This window comes from Billgrantia kenyensis, assembly GCF_013697085.1.
In the GTDB taxonomy this organism is placed as follows: Bacteria; Pseudomonadota; Gammaproteobacteria; order Pseudomonadales; family Halomonadaceae; genus Halomonas; species Halomonas kenyensis.
On sequence record NZ_JACEFT010000032.1, the window covers coordinates 1 to 16,141 of the forward strand.

A 16,141-nucleotide genomic window follows, 5' to 3' on the forward strand; every position below is an offset into this window, starting at 1 on the left:
AACTCGTCGCTGTACTTGTTCCTCATAGAAAAACCCCGAAGGTTGGATTGGGTGTCCAACTTTCGGGGTGCAGTTCAGCCATCTGGCCGGACGGGTCTCTTCGTTGGCGCGCGAAACGCTCAGGCGTCCAGCGACAGGTTCAGCGCATCGATGCGGCGCTCCTGCATGCGCGCCTGCTTCGCTTCCAGCCCTTCGAAATCGAACAGCTCGCGGTCGGCCAGCTGCGAAGGCGCCACGTTGGTCACCGCCTTGAACATGGTCTCGATGCGCCCCGGGTGCTTGCGCTCCCACTCGGCCAGCATCTCCTTGACCACCTGGCGCTGCAGGTTGGGCTGTGAGCCACAGAGATTGCACGGAATGATGGGGAAGTCCATCAGGCGGGCGAACTCGGCTATGTCCGCTTCGCGGCAATAGGCCAGGGGCCGGATCACGATGTTCTTGCCGTCGTCGGAGAGCAGCTTGGGTGGCATCGCCTTGAGAGTGCCGCCATAGAACATGTTGAGAAACAGCGTCTCCAGTATGTCCTCGCGATGGTGGCCAAGTGCCACCTTGGTCGCACCGATCTCCTCGGCAAACCCGTAGAGGGAGCCACGCCGCAGGCGAGAGCAGAGCGCACAGGTGGTCTTGCCCTCCGGGGTTTTCTCCTTCACTACCGAGTAGGTGTCGCGCTCGAGGATGTAATATTCGACGCCGATGCGTTCCAGGTAATCGGGAAGCACGTGCTCGGGAAAGCCGGGTTGCTTCTGGTCGAGGTTGACCGCCACCAGGGAAAAATTCACCGGCGCGTTGCGCTGCAGGTTGCGCAGGATCTCCAGCAGGGTATAGCTGTCCTTGCCCCCACTCAGGCAGACCATGACCCTGTCCCCCTCGTGGATCATGCCATAGTCGATGATGGCATTGCCGACATGTCGGCGCAGGCGCTTCTGGAGCTTGTTGAACTCACGTCGTCCCTTGGCATCGAGTGCATCGAGCGCAGAGGTATTGGCAAGCGCCTGCCGCGGCTCCTGGGAAGCGCTAGCGTCGGCGGCGAGTTGGGGGTCGAAGATGCTGGCGTCTTGCATGGTCACAGGCTGCTCGGGGCATGGTGAATGACGGCAGCCATCCTATCATCGCCACTGCCTCGAGGCGACGCTATCAGGAAGGTTTCAGGCCTTCATGCCTCACGGCGCTGCTGCAAACCGGGTCGCTCGAGGCGCAGGTACATCAAAGCCGTGGTCACGGCGTCACCCAGGGCGGTGTGGCGCCCCATCACCGGCACGCTCAGCGCTTCTGCCACTGTCTCGAAGCGCTGGGTGCTCGGCTCTGGCTCCATCACGCTGCGACGCTGATGCCGGTGGTAGAGCTGAGCCACGTCGATGCCGCTGTTGGGCAGATCGAAGTCGAAGCGAGGCCGAATCTGGCGGTTGAGAATGGCGAGGTCGAAATCGAGCCGCCAGGCCAGCAGTGGCCGATTGCCCACGAAGTCGAGAAATTTTACCAAGGCATCGTCTAGATCGACCCCGTCGTCAAGATCCACGCCGCGCAGGCCATGGATGCGAATCGAATCACCGGTTAGCGTGACGGGGCGCCTTAGCCGAAGCTCCAGCGATTCGCTGGTCAACACCCTGTCGCCACGCACCTTGACCGCCCCGATGGAAACGGGTTCGGCGACGCGAGTATCGGTTCCCGTGGTCTCGCAGTGGATGGCCACCAGCTCGTCGCCGGTATAGGGATGAAAGAGCCAGGCATACTTTCCGCCGGCATGGCGACGCCGATCATTGGCCCGGCGCAATACTCGAAACATGCTTCTCCTCCTGAGTGCTCCGCCTGCCTCACGTATATTCAAGGTGGTAGCGCTGGGACAGGCTTTGCTTGAAGTCCTTGACGATGTGCAATGCTTCCCGCATCAGGTCGCGTTCGAGTGACGACAGCTCCTGCACCACGACGCGGTCGGGGCTCTTGCCTTCCACGTCTCCCTCCAGGCGTTTCAGCTGCTGCTTGAGTCTCAGCTCGGTAAAAAGCGACAGCGCCTCGGCCAGGTTTTCGGCCACCTTCTCCTCCAGCCGGCCGTCAGCCGCCAAGGCCTCGAGTCGCTCCAGGGTAGATGTCTGATTGATGCGTCGTTCCAACGCCATGGTGCGAACGCCATGAACGATCGGGAAAATACCGCCCTTCTTGATATCGATACCGTGTTGCGGCTTCTTGAGCGAACCGAACAGGGTCAGCGGCGTCGAGAAACGCAGCGCCGTCCGAGCGAAGTAGGAGAGCAGGATTTCGTCACGCGAGCACTGTTCGAAGAGCGACAGGCGCACGCGATCCAGCAGCGCCGGGTTCCCCGCGACCGCATGGGAGTCGAGCATGATGGCCAGCTTCATCAGGCTGTCGCCGTCGCGCTTGGCGGCCCAGCGCGCGATACGCTCTTGCCACTGGGAGACCGAGCCCACCCACTCCGGGTTGTTGACCATGATGTTACCGGGACACGGTGGATAGCCCAGCTCTATCAGGGTCTCGGTAAGGCGCTGCATCTGCTCGCCCACGTCCGGCCAGTCCAGCCCATCGGCGAGTATCAGGCCATTGTCCTGATCGGTCTTGAGTATCTGCTCGCCGCGCCCCTCGCTGCCCATCACCATGAGGCAGCTGTCGCGATGGTAACGCTCGTCGATAAGAAAGCCCCAGGCCTTCGACATGATGCGGCCATTGAGCGCGGCCAGCAGCCCCATGGCAAAGCGCAGCTTGACGCCCTGGGCCATCAGCGCCTTGACCAGCTCGGGCGTGCGGCGGCTGGCACGGAACAAGGCATCGAGGGTGTCGGCCTGCTCCACCTGCAGACTGACGACGTAGCTGCGGCTGGAGAAAAAGCTGAGCACATCGGTCAGCTCAACCACCCCGATGGGACGCTCCTGCTCCATGACGACCACCCGCTCCACCTTGAAGCGGGTCATCATCACCAGCACCTCGAACAGGTACTGCTCGGGGCGGACCGTGACCAACTCGAAATGCGCAATCTCCTGAAGAGGGCTCTCCTTATCACGCCCTTGTAGCACGAGCGCATCGAGCAGATCGGTCTTGGTCACCATCCCTGCCCCATCGCCGTTCTCCACCAGCAGGCTGTCGGCATGGCTTTCATGCAGCCTCGCCACCGCTTCGGCGATGGTGGTAGCCGACCCCATACACAGCGGTGGGCGCATGCACTCGCTGACCCGTGCCAGCATGAAGCCCGCCATGGTCACGCCGCCCTCGGCGCGCTGCTCGGTCAGCAGTCGCGCCTTGTGTGCCAGGGTCTGCTGGAAAAACTCAGCGAAAGGAGGGTAGTCGTCGCAAAGCTGCAGGAAGAGCGCCTTGGGCAGCAGGTAGCAAAGGCTCTCCTGCTCGGCGCGAAAGCGATAGCGACTCTTGCGATTGAGAATACTGATGGCGCCGAAGAGATCTCCGGCCGTGTAGTGGCCTATGCGCTCGCGGGACCCCGGCTGAGTGGTGTCCAGCTCGGCCACCTCTCCCTTGTGGATGAGGAAGACGAATTCGCCGGGCTGACCTGTCTCGAGGATGATCTCGTCGCGGTCAAAATACGCCAGGTCAATGCCGCTACGCACACGCTCCCGCCCCTCCTCATCCAGAAAGGAGAACGGCGGCTGGGAAAGATCGACTTCGACCATCTCGTCACCCTTGTTGTTAGGCCACCATGCTTTGCCTCGGGTCATGAGCCCCGAGAAGCTCTGTGCAGTTCGGCGATCGATCATCGAGCCAGAGTGCCAAGCGGCCAAGACTGACGACAGCTGCAGTCGAGCATGCCCGAATGGTTGCTATGCAACCAGATCGCTTGTCAGGCATGACATTGGCCTGGCCACACACATCCCTGTCAGCTCGTAGAGCAAAAAACACTTATCCCTCGAGCAGGATAACAGTCCCAAGTTTCAAGAGATAAGCTAGACCAACGTCCAAGAGCGAGCAGTTAGGAAAGCGCCACGTTTTTATAGACAATGGTCTTAAGAGGAATGCTGATAGACAAAAGTCCAATGCTAGACAATCGTCCTATCATCGCCAGACCGCCCGGCTCCGCAAGCCGACAACAAAAAAGCAAGTCATTGTTTTTTAACAAAAAAACAAAGCAACATTTCATCCAAGTTTACTCATGATACGAAAGTCTGGGATTTTATTTTTCGTGTTTATTGACCACTATTGAGCGTGAGGCATTCGGGGTAAACACACCCAAAATCAGCGACTCGACAAGGCTGACTAGACGTGGTGGGAAGTGCGGCTCGACCGCAGGGAGAAAGGAAACTCGCGGCGATTACCTACGCCGAATTCCAAGACGCCTGACTCGATTCGTACAGTGTGCCCCCTGATGAATCCCGGCCACTCTTTTACGCTTCCCAACCTTAACAACAAGTGGAGAGCTTCACTATGGCAGATGACAAGAGCAATGCTGCTGAATACTGGAAGGCGAACGTTCGCCTGATCACCGGATGCATGATCGTCTGGGCCTTCGTGTCCTACGGCTGCGCCATGCTGTTCCGGCCCCTACTCGCGGGCATACCGATCGGAGGCACCGACCTCGGCTTCTGGTTTGCTCAACAGGGCTCCATTCTCACCTTTATCGGCCTGATCTTCTTCTATGCCTGGAAGATGAACAAGCTCGACCAGAAGTTCGGCCTGGGGGAGTAAACCAGCATGAGTCAGTTTGCCATCAACCTGCTTTTCGTGGGTGCCTCGTTCGCCCTCTATATCGGCATCGCCATCTGGGCGCGTGCCGGCTCCACCAAGGACTTCTATGTCGCCGGTGGCGGCGTCCACCCGGTCACCAACGGCATGGCCACGGCCGCCGACTGGATGTCGGCGGCTTCCTTCATTTCCATGGCTGGCCTGCTGGCCTCCGGCGGCTACGCCAACTCGTCATTCCTGATGGGCTGGACCGGCGGCTACGTGATCCTGGCCATGCTGCTTGCGCCCTACCTGCGTAAGTTCGGCAAGTTCACCGTACCCGACTTCATCGGCGACCGCTTCTACAGCAAGACGGCCCGCGTGGTAGCGGTAATCTGCCTGATCGTCGCCTCGGTGACCTACGTAATCGGTCAGATGACCGGCGCCGGCGTGGCCTTCTCGCGCTTCCTCGAGGTACCCAGCAGCACCGGTATCTGGATCGCCGCGGCCATCGTCTTCCTGTATGCGGTATTCGGCGGCATGAAAGGCATCACCTACACCCAGGTGGCCCAGTACATCGTGCTGATCATCGCCTACACCATTCCGGCGGTGTTCATCGCCTTCCAGCTGACCGGCAACCCGATTCCGATGTTCGGCATGTTCAGCACGCACACCGAGTCCGGCTTGCCGCTGCTGGCCAAGCTCGACGAGGTGGTCACAGCACTCGGCTTCCAGGACTACACCGCCGACGTCGACAACAAGCTCAACATGGTGCTGTTCACCCTGTCGCTGATGATCGGTACCGCCGGCCTGCCCCACGTCATCATCCGCTTCTTCACCGTACCCAAGGTGGCCGATGCACGCTGGTCCGCCGGCTGGGCGCTTGTCTTCATCGCCCTGCTCTACCTGACCGCGCCTGCTGTAGGCTCCATGGCGCGCCTCAACCTGGCCACCACCATCTTCCCGGAAATGGCCGGCCAGGTGGAGGACTACCAGGAGGCCCTGGCCAATCCGATCCTGTACGAGGAGCGTCCTGACTGGATTCGCACCTGGGAGGACACCGGCCTGATCACCTTCACCGATCAAAACAACGACGGGCGCATCCAGATGTACAACGATGCCAACCCGGGCTTCCAGGCCATCGCCAGCGACCTTGGCTGGGCGGGCAACGAGCTGACGGTCAACAACGACATCCTGGTACTGGCCAACCCGGAGATCGCCAACCTGCCCGGCTGGGTCATCGGCCTGATCGCAGCGGGTGGTATCGCGGCAGCTCTCTCGACCGCGGCAGGCCTGCTGCTGGCCATCTCCTCGGCCATCAGTCATGACCTGATCAAGAACACCATCAACCCCAATATCAGCGAGAAAGGAGAGATGCTGGCTGCTCGAATCTCCATGGCGGGCGCCATCCTGCTGGCGACCTACCTGGGCCTCAATCCGCCGGGGTTCGCCGCCCAGGTGGTGGCACTCGCCTTCGGTATCGCCGCCGCCTCGCTGTTCCCGGCGCTGATGATGGGCATCTTCTCTACTCGCATCAACAGCAAGGGCGCCATTGCCGGTATGCTCGCCGGCCTGATCAGCACCCTGCTGTACATCTTCACCTACCTGGGCTGGTTCTTCATTTCAGGCACCAACATGCTGCCGAACACTGAAGACAACTGGCTGCTCGGCATCTCCCCGCTCTCCTTCGGCGCGGTGGGTGCGATGATCAACTTCGCTGTGGCATATGCGGTATCTTCCGCTACCGAGGAGCCGCCGCAAGAGATCCAGGACCTGGTGCAGAGCGTGCGTTACCCGAAAGGCGCTGGCGCAGCCACAGGCCACTAAGCCATAATGGCTCCCCGGCCCGCTGCGGGCTGGGGACCGAACCAGATCGGGCTTCCCATCGGGAAGCCCGATTGCTTTGAGAAAGGTGGCGTCATGATTTGGCACTTGATTGGGGCGATTTTCGCCGCCCTGGGAGCTGCCGGCCTAGGCCTGCTCCTGCGCCTGGCCAGCGGCAAGCGACTCCCGAAATGGATCATTCCCGTCTTCGCCGGCCTCGGCATGCTGGGCTACCAGATCCATTACGAATACTCCTGGTTCGATCACAAGCAGAGCCAGTTGCCGCCTACGGCCCAGGTGGTCGATACCAAGCAGGACAGCATGGTATGGCGACCCTGGACCTACCTGTACCCGATGACGGTTGCCTTCAGCGTCGTCGACCAGAGCAGCATGGTGCCTCGCGAGGCTGACGAGCACCAGTTGGTCGAGTTCATCCTCTACCGCTTCGAGAAGGAGTACGTGGACCAGCTGTACCACCATCCCTTCCTGATGAACTGCTCCACCGCCGAGATGGTGCCGCTGAGCGAGGAGAGCCGCCAGCCACGCCTGGATGCCTTGCGCTCGGTGGATGAGGAGTCACGTCTTTATCGTGCCGTCTGCTCGGCCAGGTAACTCTCACCAGCCCGCCAGGTTGGCCCTTCGCTCGGCCCGAGTGTCCTCGGGCCGATATCCCTTTAGAATGGTCGCTACTTGCGGGGGGGAGAAAGCATGTTTGCCGGTTGGCTGCTGATTGCCGTATCGCTGCTCTATATCGCCATACTGTTCGGCATCGCCTGGTGGGGGGATCGCAGTGCTCGCCGCCATGGTGCCAGCCGCAAGCGTCCGGTCATCTATATCCTGGCGCTGGCCATCTACTGCACTTCATGGAGTTTCTACGGCGCGGTCGGCCAGGCAGCCACTGCCGGCTGGTCCTTCATCAGCATCTACGTCGGCCCCATACTGACCTTCCTGCTGTTCTGGCCGATCCTTGCCAAGATGATCCGCGTGGCCAAGCGCCAGAACAGTACTTCGATCGCCGACTTCATCGCTTCGCGCTATGGCAAGACGCAATCACTGGCCGCTTTTGCCAGCCTCGTCGCATTGATCGGCACGCTGCCCTACATCGCCCTGCAGCTTAAAGCCGTTGCAACGTCGTTCGCCCTGCTGACGGACGCCGCGGATATTACCCATACCCCCATATTTGCCGATACGGCGTTCTTCGTGGCCGTGGTGATGGCGGCGTTTGCCATTCTGTTCGGCACGCGCCATACCGACGCCACCGAACACCACGAGGGGCTGATTCACGCGGTCGCCTTCGAGTCGATGGTAAAGCTGTTGGCTTTCCTGCTGCTGGGTGCCTACGTGACCTGGGGCATGTTCGATGGCCTTGGCGAACTGATGGCTCTGGCCGACACCCAGTTGCAACTGCAGCGCCAGCTGGCCGACCAGGACTTCGGACGCGGCTTCTGGGCACAGACGCTGCTGGCGATGCTGGCCATCTTCTGCCTGCCGCGCCAGTTTCACGTTGCCGTGGTAGAGAACACCCACCCCAGCGATGCAGCCAAGGCGCGCTGGCTGTTTCCTCTCTATCTGGCGGCGTTTGCCTTCTTCATCCTGCCGATCGCCGCCGCCGGCCTGACCCTGTTCCCCGCCGGAACGGTGGAGCCCGACACCTTCGTCCTGGCGCTGCCCATGGCTGCCGACCAACAGTGGCTGACCCTGTTGACCTACATCGGCGGCTTCTCGGCCGCCACCGGCATGGTAATCGTGGCCACGGTAGCCGTGTCGATCATGATCTCCAACGAGATCGTGATTCCACTGCTGTTCCGCCTGCGCTGGCTGGATACACGCCCCCGCGACTACGGTCGCCTGGTCCTCCAGGCACGGCGCATCACCATCTGCGTGATCCTGGCCCTGGCCTATGGCTTCTATCATCTGATCGGCGAGTTCTCGTCACTGGCGTCGATCGGCATGCTCTCCTTCGCTGCGGCGGCCCAGTTCGCTCCGGCACTGCTCGGCGGCCTCTACTGGAAGCGCGGCAACCGGCTGGGCGTCATCTTCGGCATGAACGCCGGCTTTGCCATCTGGGCCTACAGCCTGCTGCTGCCGGCAATGATCCAGGGCGGCGTGCTGCCGGCGCACTGGCTCGATGGCGGTCCGCTCGGCCACCCCTGGCTGACACCGACGGCACTCTTCGGGTTGAACGTCGGCGACGGCTTCACCCATGGCGTCATGCTTTCACTCGGCGTCAATCTGTTCTGTTACATCTTCGTCTCCCAGATCACCTCACAGCGCGTGGTCGAGCGGATTCAGGCCTCGCTGTTCGTCGACAGCGTCGAAACCCGCCAGACCTCGGTCAACCGCCCCTGGACCGGCGCCACCACGGTGGGCGACCTCAAGGTACTGTGCGAGCGCTTTCTCGGTGCCGGCCAAGTGGCTCGCGCTTTCGACGACTATGCCAGGCGTAGTGGCAAGCCGCTGGAAGACGGCAACCGCGCTTCCATTGACGTGATCCAGTTCACCGAGCGTTTTCTTGCCTCGGTGCTTGGTGCCTCCTCGGCGCGCATCGTGGTCAACTCGGCGCTGCAGGGTCGCGGCATCGGCATTTCCGACGTGATCTCCATCGTCGACGAGGCCTCCCAGGTGCTGGAGTTCAACCGCGCCCTGCTGCAGGCCACCATCGAGAACATCAACCAGGGCATCAGCGTAGTCGACCAGAACATGCGCCTGGTGGTGTGGAACCAGCGCTACCTGGAACTGTTCCGCTTCCCCGACCACCTGATCCGTGTCGGTGCACCGATCGACAAGATATTCCGCTACAACGCCCATAACGGCGAGTACGGACCCGGCGACCCGGAAGAGCATGTGCAGTTGCTGATCGACAACATCCGCGATGGCCAACCTCACCGCTACGTGCGCTATCGCCAGGACGGCAGCGTGCTCGAGGTGCAGGGCAATCCCATGCCGGGCGGCGGTTTCGTCTACACCTATCAGGACATCACCCAGCAGAAGCGCATCGAAGAGGCGCTGATCCGCTCGGAAAACAACATACGCATCTATACCGACAACGTGCCGGCGCTGATCGCCTATTTCGACAAGGAGTGCCGCTACCTTTTCACCAACCGGGCTTATGAACAGGCGTTCAGCATCGACCGCAACGAGGTCATCGGCAAGCACGTCAATAATGTCATCAGCGGCGAGATGGCCCGTGAGCGCGAGCCCTGGATCCGCCGGGCACTAGCCGGTGAACGGGTCAGTTTCGAGGTTTCGCTCTACCTCGGCGACGACCTGCGCTACATGCTGGTGACCTATACTCCGCACTTCGGCGACAGCGGTGCGATCCTCGGCTTCTTCGCGCTCTACCAGGACATTACCGAACGCCGTCTGGCAGAAATTGCGCTCAAGGAGACCAACGAGACGCTCGAGGAGCGTGTGCGTGAGCGTACCCAGGCGCTATCGGAAGCCAACGCCTTGCTACGTCAGGAAAACCGGGTTCGCGCCGAAGCGGAGCAGGCGCTGCGCCAGGCCAAGCAGGTCGCCGAGGATGCCAATGCGTCAAAGACCCGCTTCCTTGCCGCTGCCAGCCACGACCTGCTGCAGCCCTTGAACGCGGCGAGGCTGTTCACTTCGGCCCTCTCTCACGAGACAGACGCCAACGACATGAAGCGCACCATCGGCCACATCGACAACTCGTTGCAGGCCGCCGAAGAACTCCTGGGCACCCTGCTGGATATTTCCAAGCTCGATGCTGGTGCCCTCACCCCGCGCCGCAGCCACTTCGCCCTGGCCGATATCTTCCGCCCGCTGCGCGCCGAGTTCGAGGTCATGGCCGAGGAGCGCGGCCTTGACCTCGTCGTGGTACCGACCCGCGCCTGGGTCGACAGCGACCCACAGATGCTGCGGAGAATCGTTCAGAACTTCCTGTCGAACGCGTTGCGCTACACCCAGGAGGGCCGTGTCCTGCTGGGCTGCCGCCGCCGTGGATCACGCCTGACGATCGAGGTATGGGACTCGGGGCCAGGCATCCCCGAATCCAAGCAGGCCGAGATCTTCCAGGAATTCCGCCGCCTGGACCAGGCCTCGCGACACAAGGAGAGCGAGAAAGGATTGGGACTGGGGCTCTCCATTGCCGATCGCATGAGCCGCGTGCTCGACCATCCCATCAAGGTCTTTTCCCAGGAGGGCAAAGGCACCATGTTCTCGGTCAGTATCCCGCGGGTGGCGGAACGCAGTGCCGTGGAGCAGGCCGAGGAGGCCGCTTCACCGCGCCGGGCGGGCAACAAGCTGGTGGGGACCCGCATCCTGTGCATCGACAACGAAACCCTCATCCTCGAGGGCATGAAGGCGATGCTTGCCGGCTGGGGCTGCGACGTCTATACCGCCACCACCATCGGCGGCGCCAAGTCGGTACTGCGCAACCTCGACGGCGAGCCGGACGCCATCCTGGCCGACTATCACCTGGACAACGAAGTGACCGGACTGATGGCCCTGGAGGCGCTGAGCGAGCGATTGGAAGGTGCGGTGCCGGGCATCGTGATTACCGCCGACCGCACTGAGGAGGTGGCCGAGGAAGTTCGCCGCAGCGGCTATCACCTGCTGCAGAAGCCGGTACGTCCCGCCGCCCTGCGTGCGCTGCTGACCCGCACGCTGCAGGCCAGCCGGGCGCCTAGCGCCTAGTGCAAGGCGGCAGCGACCCTCCAAACGCGAAACCGCCACCGTGGCTTGGCCACGGTGGCGGTTTTCTGCGTCGGCTCACGGCCTTACGCCTGGAAGGCGGTGAGTGCCTGGCCTGTGAGGCAGTTCAGGACTCGACCTTGGGCGGCTCCACCTCGAGTTTCTGGGCGGCAATCACCGCCTGGGTACGCGAGTGCACGCCCAGCTTGCGCAAAATGGCGGTGACGTGGGCCTTGATGGTGGCTTCGGAAACATTCAGCTCATAGGCAATCTGCTTGTTGAGCAGGCCTTCCGTCAGCATGTTGAGTACCCGGAACTGCTGCGGCGTCAGCGAGGCGATGGCCTCGGCGAAGCGAGTCTCCTCCTCGTTGGCGTCGCCCAGGGAATCCGCCAGCTCCTGGGGCAGCCATACCTCGCCGTCGAGGATCTCGCCCACCGCCTCGGCGATCAGCTGCAGGGAAGAGGATTTGGGGATGAAGCCGGAAGCGCCATAATCGATGGCTCGTCGTACGACATGCGGCTCGTCGCTGCCGGAGACCACCGCAACGGGTATGTCGGGTGTCTGGCCTCGCAGCTGGATCAAACCGGAGAAGCCATGCGCTCCGGGCATATGCAGATCGAGCAGGATCAGGTCGGCATCGGGATGACGCGTCACTACCTCGCAGGTCGCCTCCATGGTGTCGGCTTCGACGATTTCGGCCTGGGGCGCCAGCTGTCGCAGCGCCTGCGTCAGCGCTGCACGGAACAGCGGATGGTCATCGGCGACGATGAATTTCTGGGCTAATGCCATGGATTCTCCTCCGGTTCCATTAGCAGGGGCCTGAGGCCGCCACATCGGGCTCTGCGATACGATTACCGCATGTTACCCCATGCGTGAAAGCTTCCCAAGCGTATACGACAGATTGTCGACAAACGATATAACCTCCTCCTCTCACTGTAGTGCTTCGGCGCCTACCGCTGGAGCTTGCGACATCTTTCATTTCACTCGGATACAGCAACGCTCTTGCAGGGTGTTTCATGCGACTTCTATCTTCAAGAACGATGGCAGACGCCATCGGCGCCGGATACCCGGCGACGGTAAATGGACGTACGAATGCATGGGCGACCATGCGGGAAGAGTCAAGGAGATTTGCATGGCACAGCGCAACCAGAACCCCGGCAACTTCGCCAACGATCCGAAGAAAGCCTCCGAGGCCGGTCAGAAAGGCGGCCAACGCAGCAGCGGCAACTTCGCTAACGATCCGCAGAAGGCCTCCGAGGCCGGACAGAAAGGCGGCCGCAACAGCAGTGGCAATTTCGCCAACGACCCCAAGAAAGCCTCCCAGGCCGGACAGAAAGGCGGCCAGAACAGCAGTGGCAATTTCGCCCACGATCCAAAGAAAGCCTCCCAGGCAGGGCGCAAGGGCGGTAAGCGCTAGACGCTCTGTCCGGTATAGAGGCCGCCAGTGCACTGGCGGCCTTCTTGTGGGTTCGAGGCTGTGTCCGCAAGAGGCATCCGCATAAATCCTGCCCGATTCGGCACAGTACGGTTCGACTACATGTGATCGCGGGGAATGACTTTTTCCCAGTTCTTGGAGAAAACGCGGTAGTCGTCCTCGTAGGCATCGAGCTGGGCATGGATGAAGAAGTGGCCCTCATCGCAAGTCAGTACGGTGCGGGTGTAAACTTCCACGTTCCAGTCATCACGCTTGAACGAGCGCTCGGTATAGGTCTCGCCACGCGCCGAGGTGAAGTCGTCGTTGAAGGTGCTGTACCACTCGCGGGTACTGCGGCGCACTTCGGTACCGATATCCTCGATGCGGAAGTGCCCCTGGTCGTTGATCACCTCCAGAGTCGATTCCTTGGTCGCCAGGTCACGGTGCAGCAACCAGTTGTGATCGCTGGCGGCGTAGTTCTGGACCTTGATCGGCGGCGCCTCCTCGGGCTCGAAGAATTCGGGCAGGCGGTTATCCTCCTCGCCAGGCGTCCGCTCGGGCAGGATCAGTGCGCTGCTGTCAGGGTAAATATCGACCTGAGCCGGCGCCGGCGGTAGCCAGGCCAGCGGCCAGTAGGAGGTCGAGATCGAGACCCGCAGCTGATGCCCTGGCGGAAAGCGCTGGGCAATGCCGTTCATGGGGATGCGCACCCGATAGCGCCGGTGAGGCACCAGCGGTTCGGGGTTGGCATCGCTGTCGCGATGCGACAGGTTGAGCAGTCCGTAGGTGACTCGGGTCGACTTGCCGTCAGGCGCCACATCCGAGAGTCGAACGGCGAGCATCGCCTGGGGCTTGTTGCTGGAGATTTCGAGCTCCAGCTCCGGCACACCGAAGATATCCAGAGCCTCGGCCAGCTGACGGCTGCTGAAGATCAGCGAACCGCCATCCTCCTCGCGCTGATCGCCCGGCAGGTCTGGAGTGGCGGCATAGGAACACCACTTGCCCGCTGCCAGGCCCACGCTGAGTGGCGACTGCAGCGCCAGAGCTCTCTCCTGCCCCTCCCGCTGGTGCGGACCACCATGGCCCTCGCCCATATGAATGGTGTAGGGGCCGAGCCCGTAGCGACGCTCCCGGATATTGGCCGAGGGCCAGCCGGACTCGCCGATCCAACGACCCGGCCGCTGCTCATATGAGGTGTCGGGCGGCACGCTGTCCTGCTCCCAGGCCCTCAGCATGGGTTCGTCCATGATGCCGGTGTCCCTGCCCTTGAGCCAGTGATCCCACCAGCGCAGCGCTTCCTGAAGAAAGCCGATGGCCGGCCCTGGCATACCCTGGTGGGGGTACTTGTGTCCCCAGGGTCCAATCAGCCCCTTGCGCGGCACCTCGAGATGCTGCATCAGGCGCAGCACGGTGTTGGTGAAACCGTCGGCCCAGCCGCCGACGGCATAGACCGGGCACTGTATCGCGGCATAGTTCTCGTTGACCGAACTGGTCGACCAATAGGGGCCGCGGCGCTGGTGCTCGAGCCAGGGCTCGAGCCACAGACCGCTGTTCTCCATGCGGTCGAACCACATGTCGCGCCAGCGGTTGCCGACGATCTGCGGGTCCGGCGGCAAAGTATTGAAGGCGAACATCACCGTGGCCTCGGAGAGGTTGTCGCCGAGCAGGCAGCCGCCCATGTAGTGCATGTTGTCCGCGTAGAGGTCGTCGCTCGAACAGAGGCTGATGATTGCCTTGAGCGCCGCTGGTTGCTTGGCCGCCACCTGCAGGCTGTTGAAGCCGCCCCAGGAGATGCCCATCATGCCGACATTGCCGTCGCACCAGGACTGCTCGGCAATCCAGGCGATGGCATCCACGCCATCCTCCTGCTCGAGCTGGGTGTACTCGTCGGTGAGCACGCCATCCGAGTCGCCGCTGCCGCGCATATCGACACGAATACAGACATAGCCGTGCCCGGCCAGGTAGGCATGATTGGTGTCGCGGGCACGAGTGATGTCGCGCTTGCGATAGGGAATGTACTCCAGGATCGCCGGCATCGGCGTCCGCTCTGCCTCCTCCGGCAGCCAGATCCTGGCGGCCAGCTGGGCTCCATCGCGCATCGGGATGAAGACGTTCTCTATTTCGCGAACCTGGTAGGGAAACGAGTCTACGACACTCACAGCGCCTCCTTGCTGGTTCATTCAGTGGGTTCGATCTCGAACTGCAGCGCCTCCAGGCAGGCCTTGTAGCGCTGCTCGATCTGCTCGTGATCCTCTCCCGCAACATAGAGGGTTCCCAGGCGATAGCTAAAGCTGTCCTGGTGCATCAGGTCGCCAAGACGCATGCCCGGCTCCACGTCGATCCTTACCTTGGTACCGGGAAACCGCCTGGTGAGGGTCTCGATCTCCTCTTCGCTCGGTACACGCTTGACGATGCCGTCCCTGTGTTCGTAGGGGATGTAGCATTTGGCAGCCACGGCAGCGACGCCCTGTCGGTTGGCCAGAGACGGCCGCTCGCCAAAGGCGATGTTCACGGCAACCTCATGATTGGACATGCCGTCGACCATGATGAAGATCTCACTGTGAGACTGGGAGATCCGCGTATTGACCTCGATCAGCCACAGCTTGTCCTGCTCCTCGTTCCACATGAACTCGGCGTTGAAGCAGCCGTTGTCGTAGCCGATATGCTCTAGGAAGCGGCGCGATACATCGATCATCTGACGGTGGATCCGCTCAGGCAGGTTGCTGGGATACTCCATGCGGTCGTAGGGAATATCCTTGTTGACCGAATTGGGCTGAGCAATGATGCCGTGAACGTTGAACTCGCCATGGTAGACCGTGCCTTCGGGGGCGCCCTGCACCCCGGAGACGATCTGCTCGGCGATGCAGGAGTTGCCGTCCATATGCTGGATTTCGGGCGGCAGCTCAGCGTGGCGCAGCGCCTCGTTGAACGGATCGCCGAGCTTGCGTATCCCCTGGCGAATCTCCCGGATGGCGGCATCGAACTGTTCGTCGTTCTCGATCTTGAAGCCCAGATGCGAGGAAAACGCCTTGACCGGCTTGATCCAGAACGGATAGTCCAGCGTGACCTGGGAAAGCGGATCATCGGCGAAGGGATCGACGCCGCAGAAGTCCGGCACGACTTCGGGGATGACCTTCTGCTGTTCGAGCCGGCTCCAGTACTTGTGCTCGCACTTGAGTACGCTCTCCACCGAAGGCGCAGGAATATCGTGCTCCCGGCACAGAATGGGTACCAATACGCTGGTGGGAAAATCCCATTGAGCCACGATGGCATCGATGCAACCGTCGAAGGCTTCGAGCTTGCGACGCGCCTCGTCAAGCAAGGCATCGAAGGAAAAGCTGGGTGATTCGACAGCCGCCTTGACCGACAGCAGGCTGTGTACCTTGAACTGGTCAGCGTATCGCAAGGTTTCCAGCTCTTCGCGCTGCTGTTCTTCCAGCGCGACGACAAAGATGTTCCGCTTCATTGATCCATCTCCATGACGATAGCGGTGGGAGACACACGGTGCGTCTCCCCTGAAATTCCCTTTACCCTTCTCAAGATATCGGCCTGCCCACTCGGGTTCCATGGTCAAGACGATTCTTTACCCATGAGCACGCTGAGGAAACACAACGGAACCCAAGATGACGGAT

At 61.6% G+C, this 16,141-nt stretch carries 11 protein-coding genes; 5 read left to right on the plus strand and 6 right to left on the minus strand.

Going from position 1 to position 16,141, the window contains the following annotated elements:
- Positions 1-119: 119 nt before the first annotated feature.
- From ttcA to H1D44_RS17740, 3 genes are all read right to left on the minus strand, one after another.
- Positions 120-1,061: a tRNA 2-thiocytidine(32) synthetase TtcA gene (gene ttcA, locus H1D44_RS17730; RefSeq protein WP_181516467.1), complete on the minus strand. Its 942-nt coding sequence runs from the start codon at positions 1,059-1,061 to the stop codon at positions 120-122.
- Positions 1,062-1,153: 92 nt separating this feature from the next.
- Positions 1,154-1,783: a 3'-5' exonuclease gene (locus H1D44_RS17735; protein WP_181516469.1), complete on the minus strand. Its 630-nt coding sequence runs from the start codon at positions 1,781-1,783 to the stop codon at positions 1,154-1,156.
- Between the two features lie 28 nt (positions 1,784-1,811).
- On the minus strand, positions 1,812-3,632 hold the full coding sequence (locus H1D44_RS17740; RefSeq protein WP_181516541.1) for a DUF294 nucleotidyltransferase-like domain-containing protein: 1,821 nt from the start codon (positions 3,630-3,632) through the stop codon (positions 1,812-1,814).
- A gap of 748 nt (positions 3,633-4,380) precedes the next feature.
- On the opposite strand from H1D44_RS17740, the gene H1D44_RS17745 reads away from it, so the two are divergent.
- The 4 genes from H1D44_RS17745 to H1D44_RS17760 all read left to right on the plus strand — a co-directional run bounded on the left by H1D44_RS17745 (position 4,381) and on the right by H1D44_RS17760 (position 11,097).
- Entirely contained in the window at positions 4,381-4,641 is a 261-nt protein-coding gene (locus tag H1D44_RS17745; RefSeq protein ID WP_181516471.1) for a DUF4212 domain-containing protein, read from the plus strand.
- Positions 4,642-4,647: 6 nt separating this feature from the next.
- Entirely contained in the window at positions 4,648-6,444 is a 1,797-nt protein-coding gene (locus H1D44_RS17750; RefSeq protein WP_181516473.1) for a sodium:solute symporter family protein, read from the plus strand.
- A 93-nt stretch (positions 6,445-6,537) separates the two neighbouring features.
- On the plus strand, positions 6,538-7,053 hold the full coding sequence (locus tag H1D44_RS17755) for a hypothetical protein (protein WP_181516475.1): 516 nt from the start codon (positions 6,538-6,540) through the stop codon (positions 7,051-7,053).
- A gap of 96 nt (positions 7,054-7,149) precedes the next feature.
- Positions 7,150-11,097 carry a hybrid sensor histidine kinase/response regulator gene (locus tag H1D44_RS17760; protein ID WP_181516477.1) on the plus strand — a complete coding sequence of 1,316 codons (3,948 nt, stop codon included), beginning with the start codon at positions 7,150-7,152 and terminating at the stop codon, positions 11,095-11,097.
- Between the two features lie 124 nt (positions 11,098-11,221).
- Here the strand turns inward: H1D44_RS17760 and H1D44_RS17765 are convergent, their stop codons facing one another.
- Entirely contained in the window at positions 11,222-11,884 is a 663-nt protein-coding gene (locus tag H1D44_RS17765; RefSeq protein WP_181516479.1) for a response regulator, read from the minus strand.
- Positions 11,885-12,227: 343 nt separating this feature from the next.
- Between H1D44_RS17765 and H1D44_RS21350 the strand changes: the two genes are divergently transcribed.
- A complete protein-coding gene (locus H1D44_RS21350) occupies positions 12,228-12,512 on the plus strand; it encodes a con-10 family general stress protein (protein ID WP_181516481.1) in 285 nt (94 codons plus the stop codon).
- Between the two features lie 116 nt (positions 12,513-12,628).
- Here the strand turns inward: H1D44_RS21350 and H1D44_RS17775 are convergent, their stop codons facing one another.
- Both H1D44_RS17775 and H1D44_RS17780 read right to left on the minus strand, forming a co-directional pair.
- Entirely contained in the window at positions 12,629-14,668 is a 2,040-nt protein-coding gene (locus H1D44_RS17775) for a CocE/NonD family hydrolase (protein ID WP_181516483.1), read from the minus strand.
- Between the two features lie 17 nt (positions 14,669-14,685).
- Entirely contained in the window at positions 14,686-15,975 is a 1,290-nt protein-coding gene (locus H1D44_RS17780) for an ATP-grasp domain-containing protein (protein WP_181516485.1), read from the minus strand.
- Between the last annotated feature and the right edge of the window lie 166 nt (positions 15,976-16,141).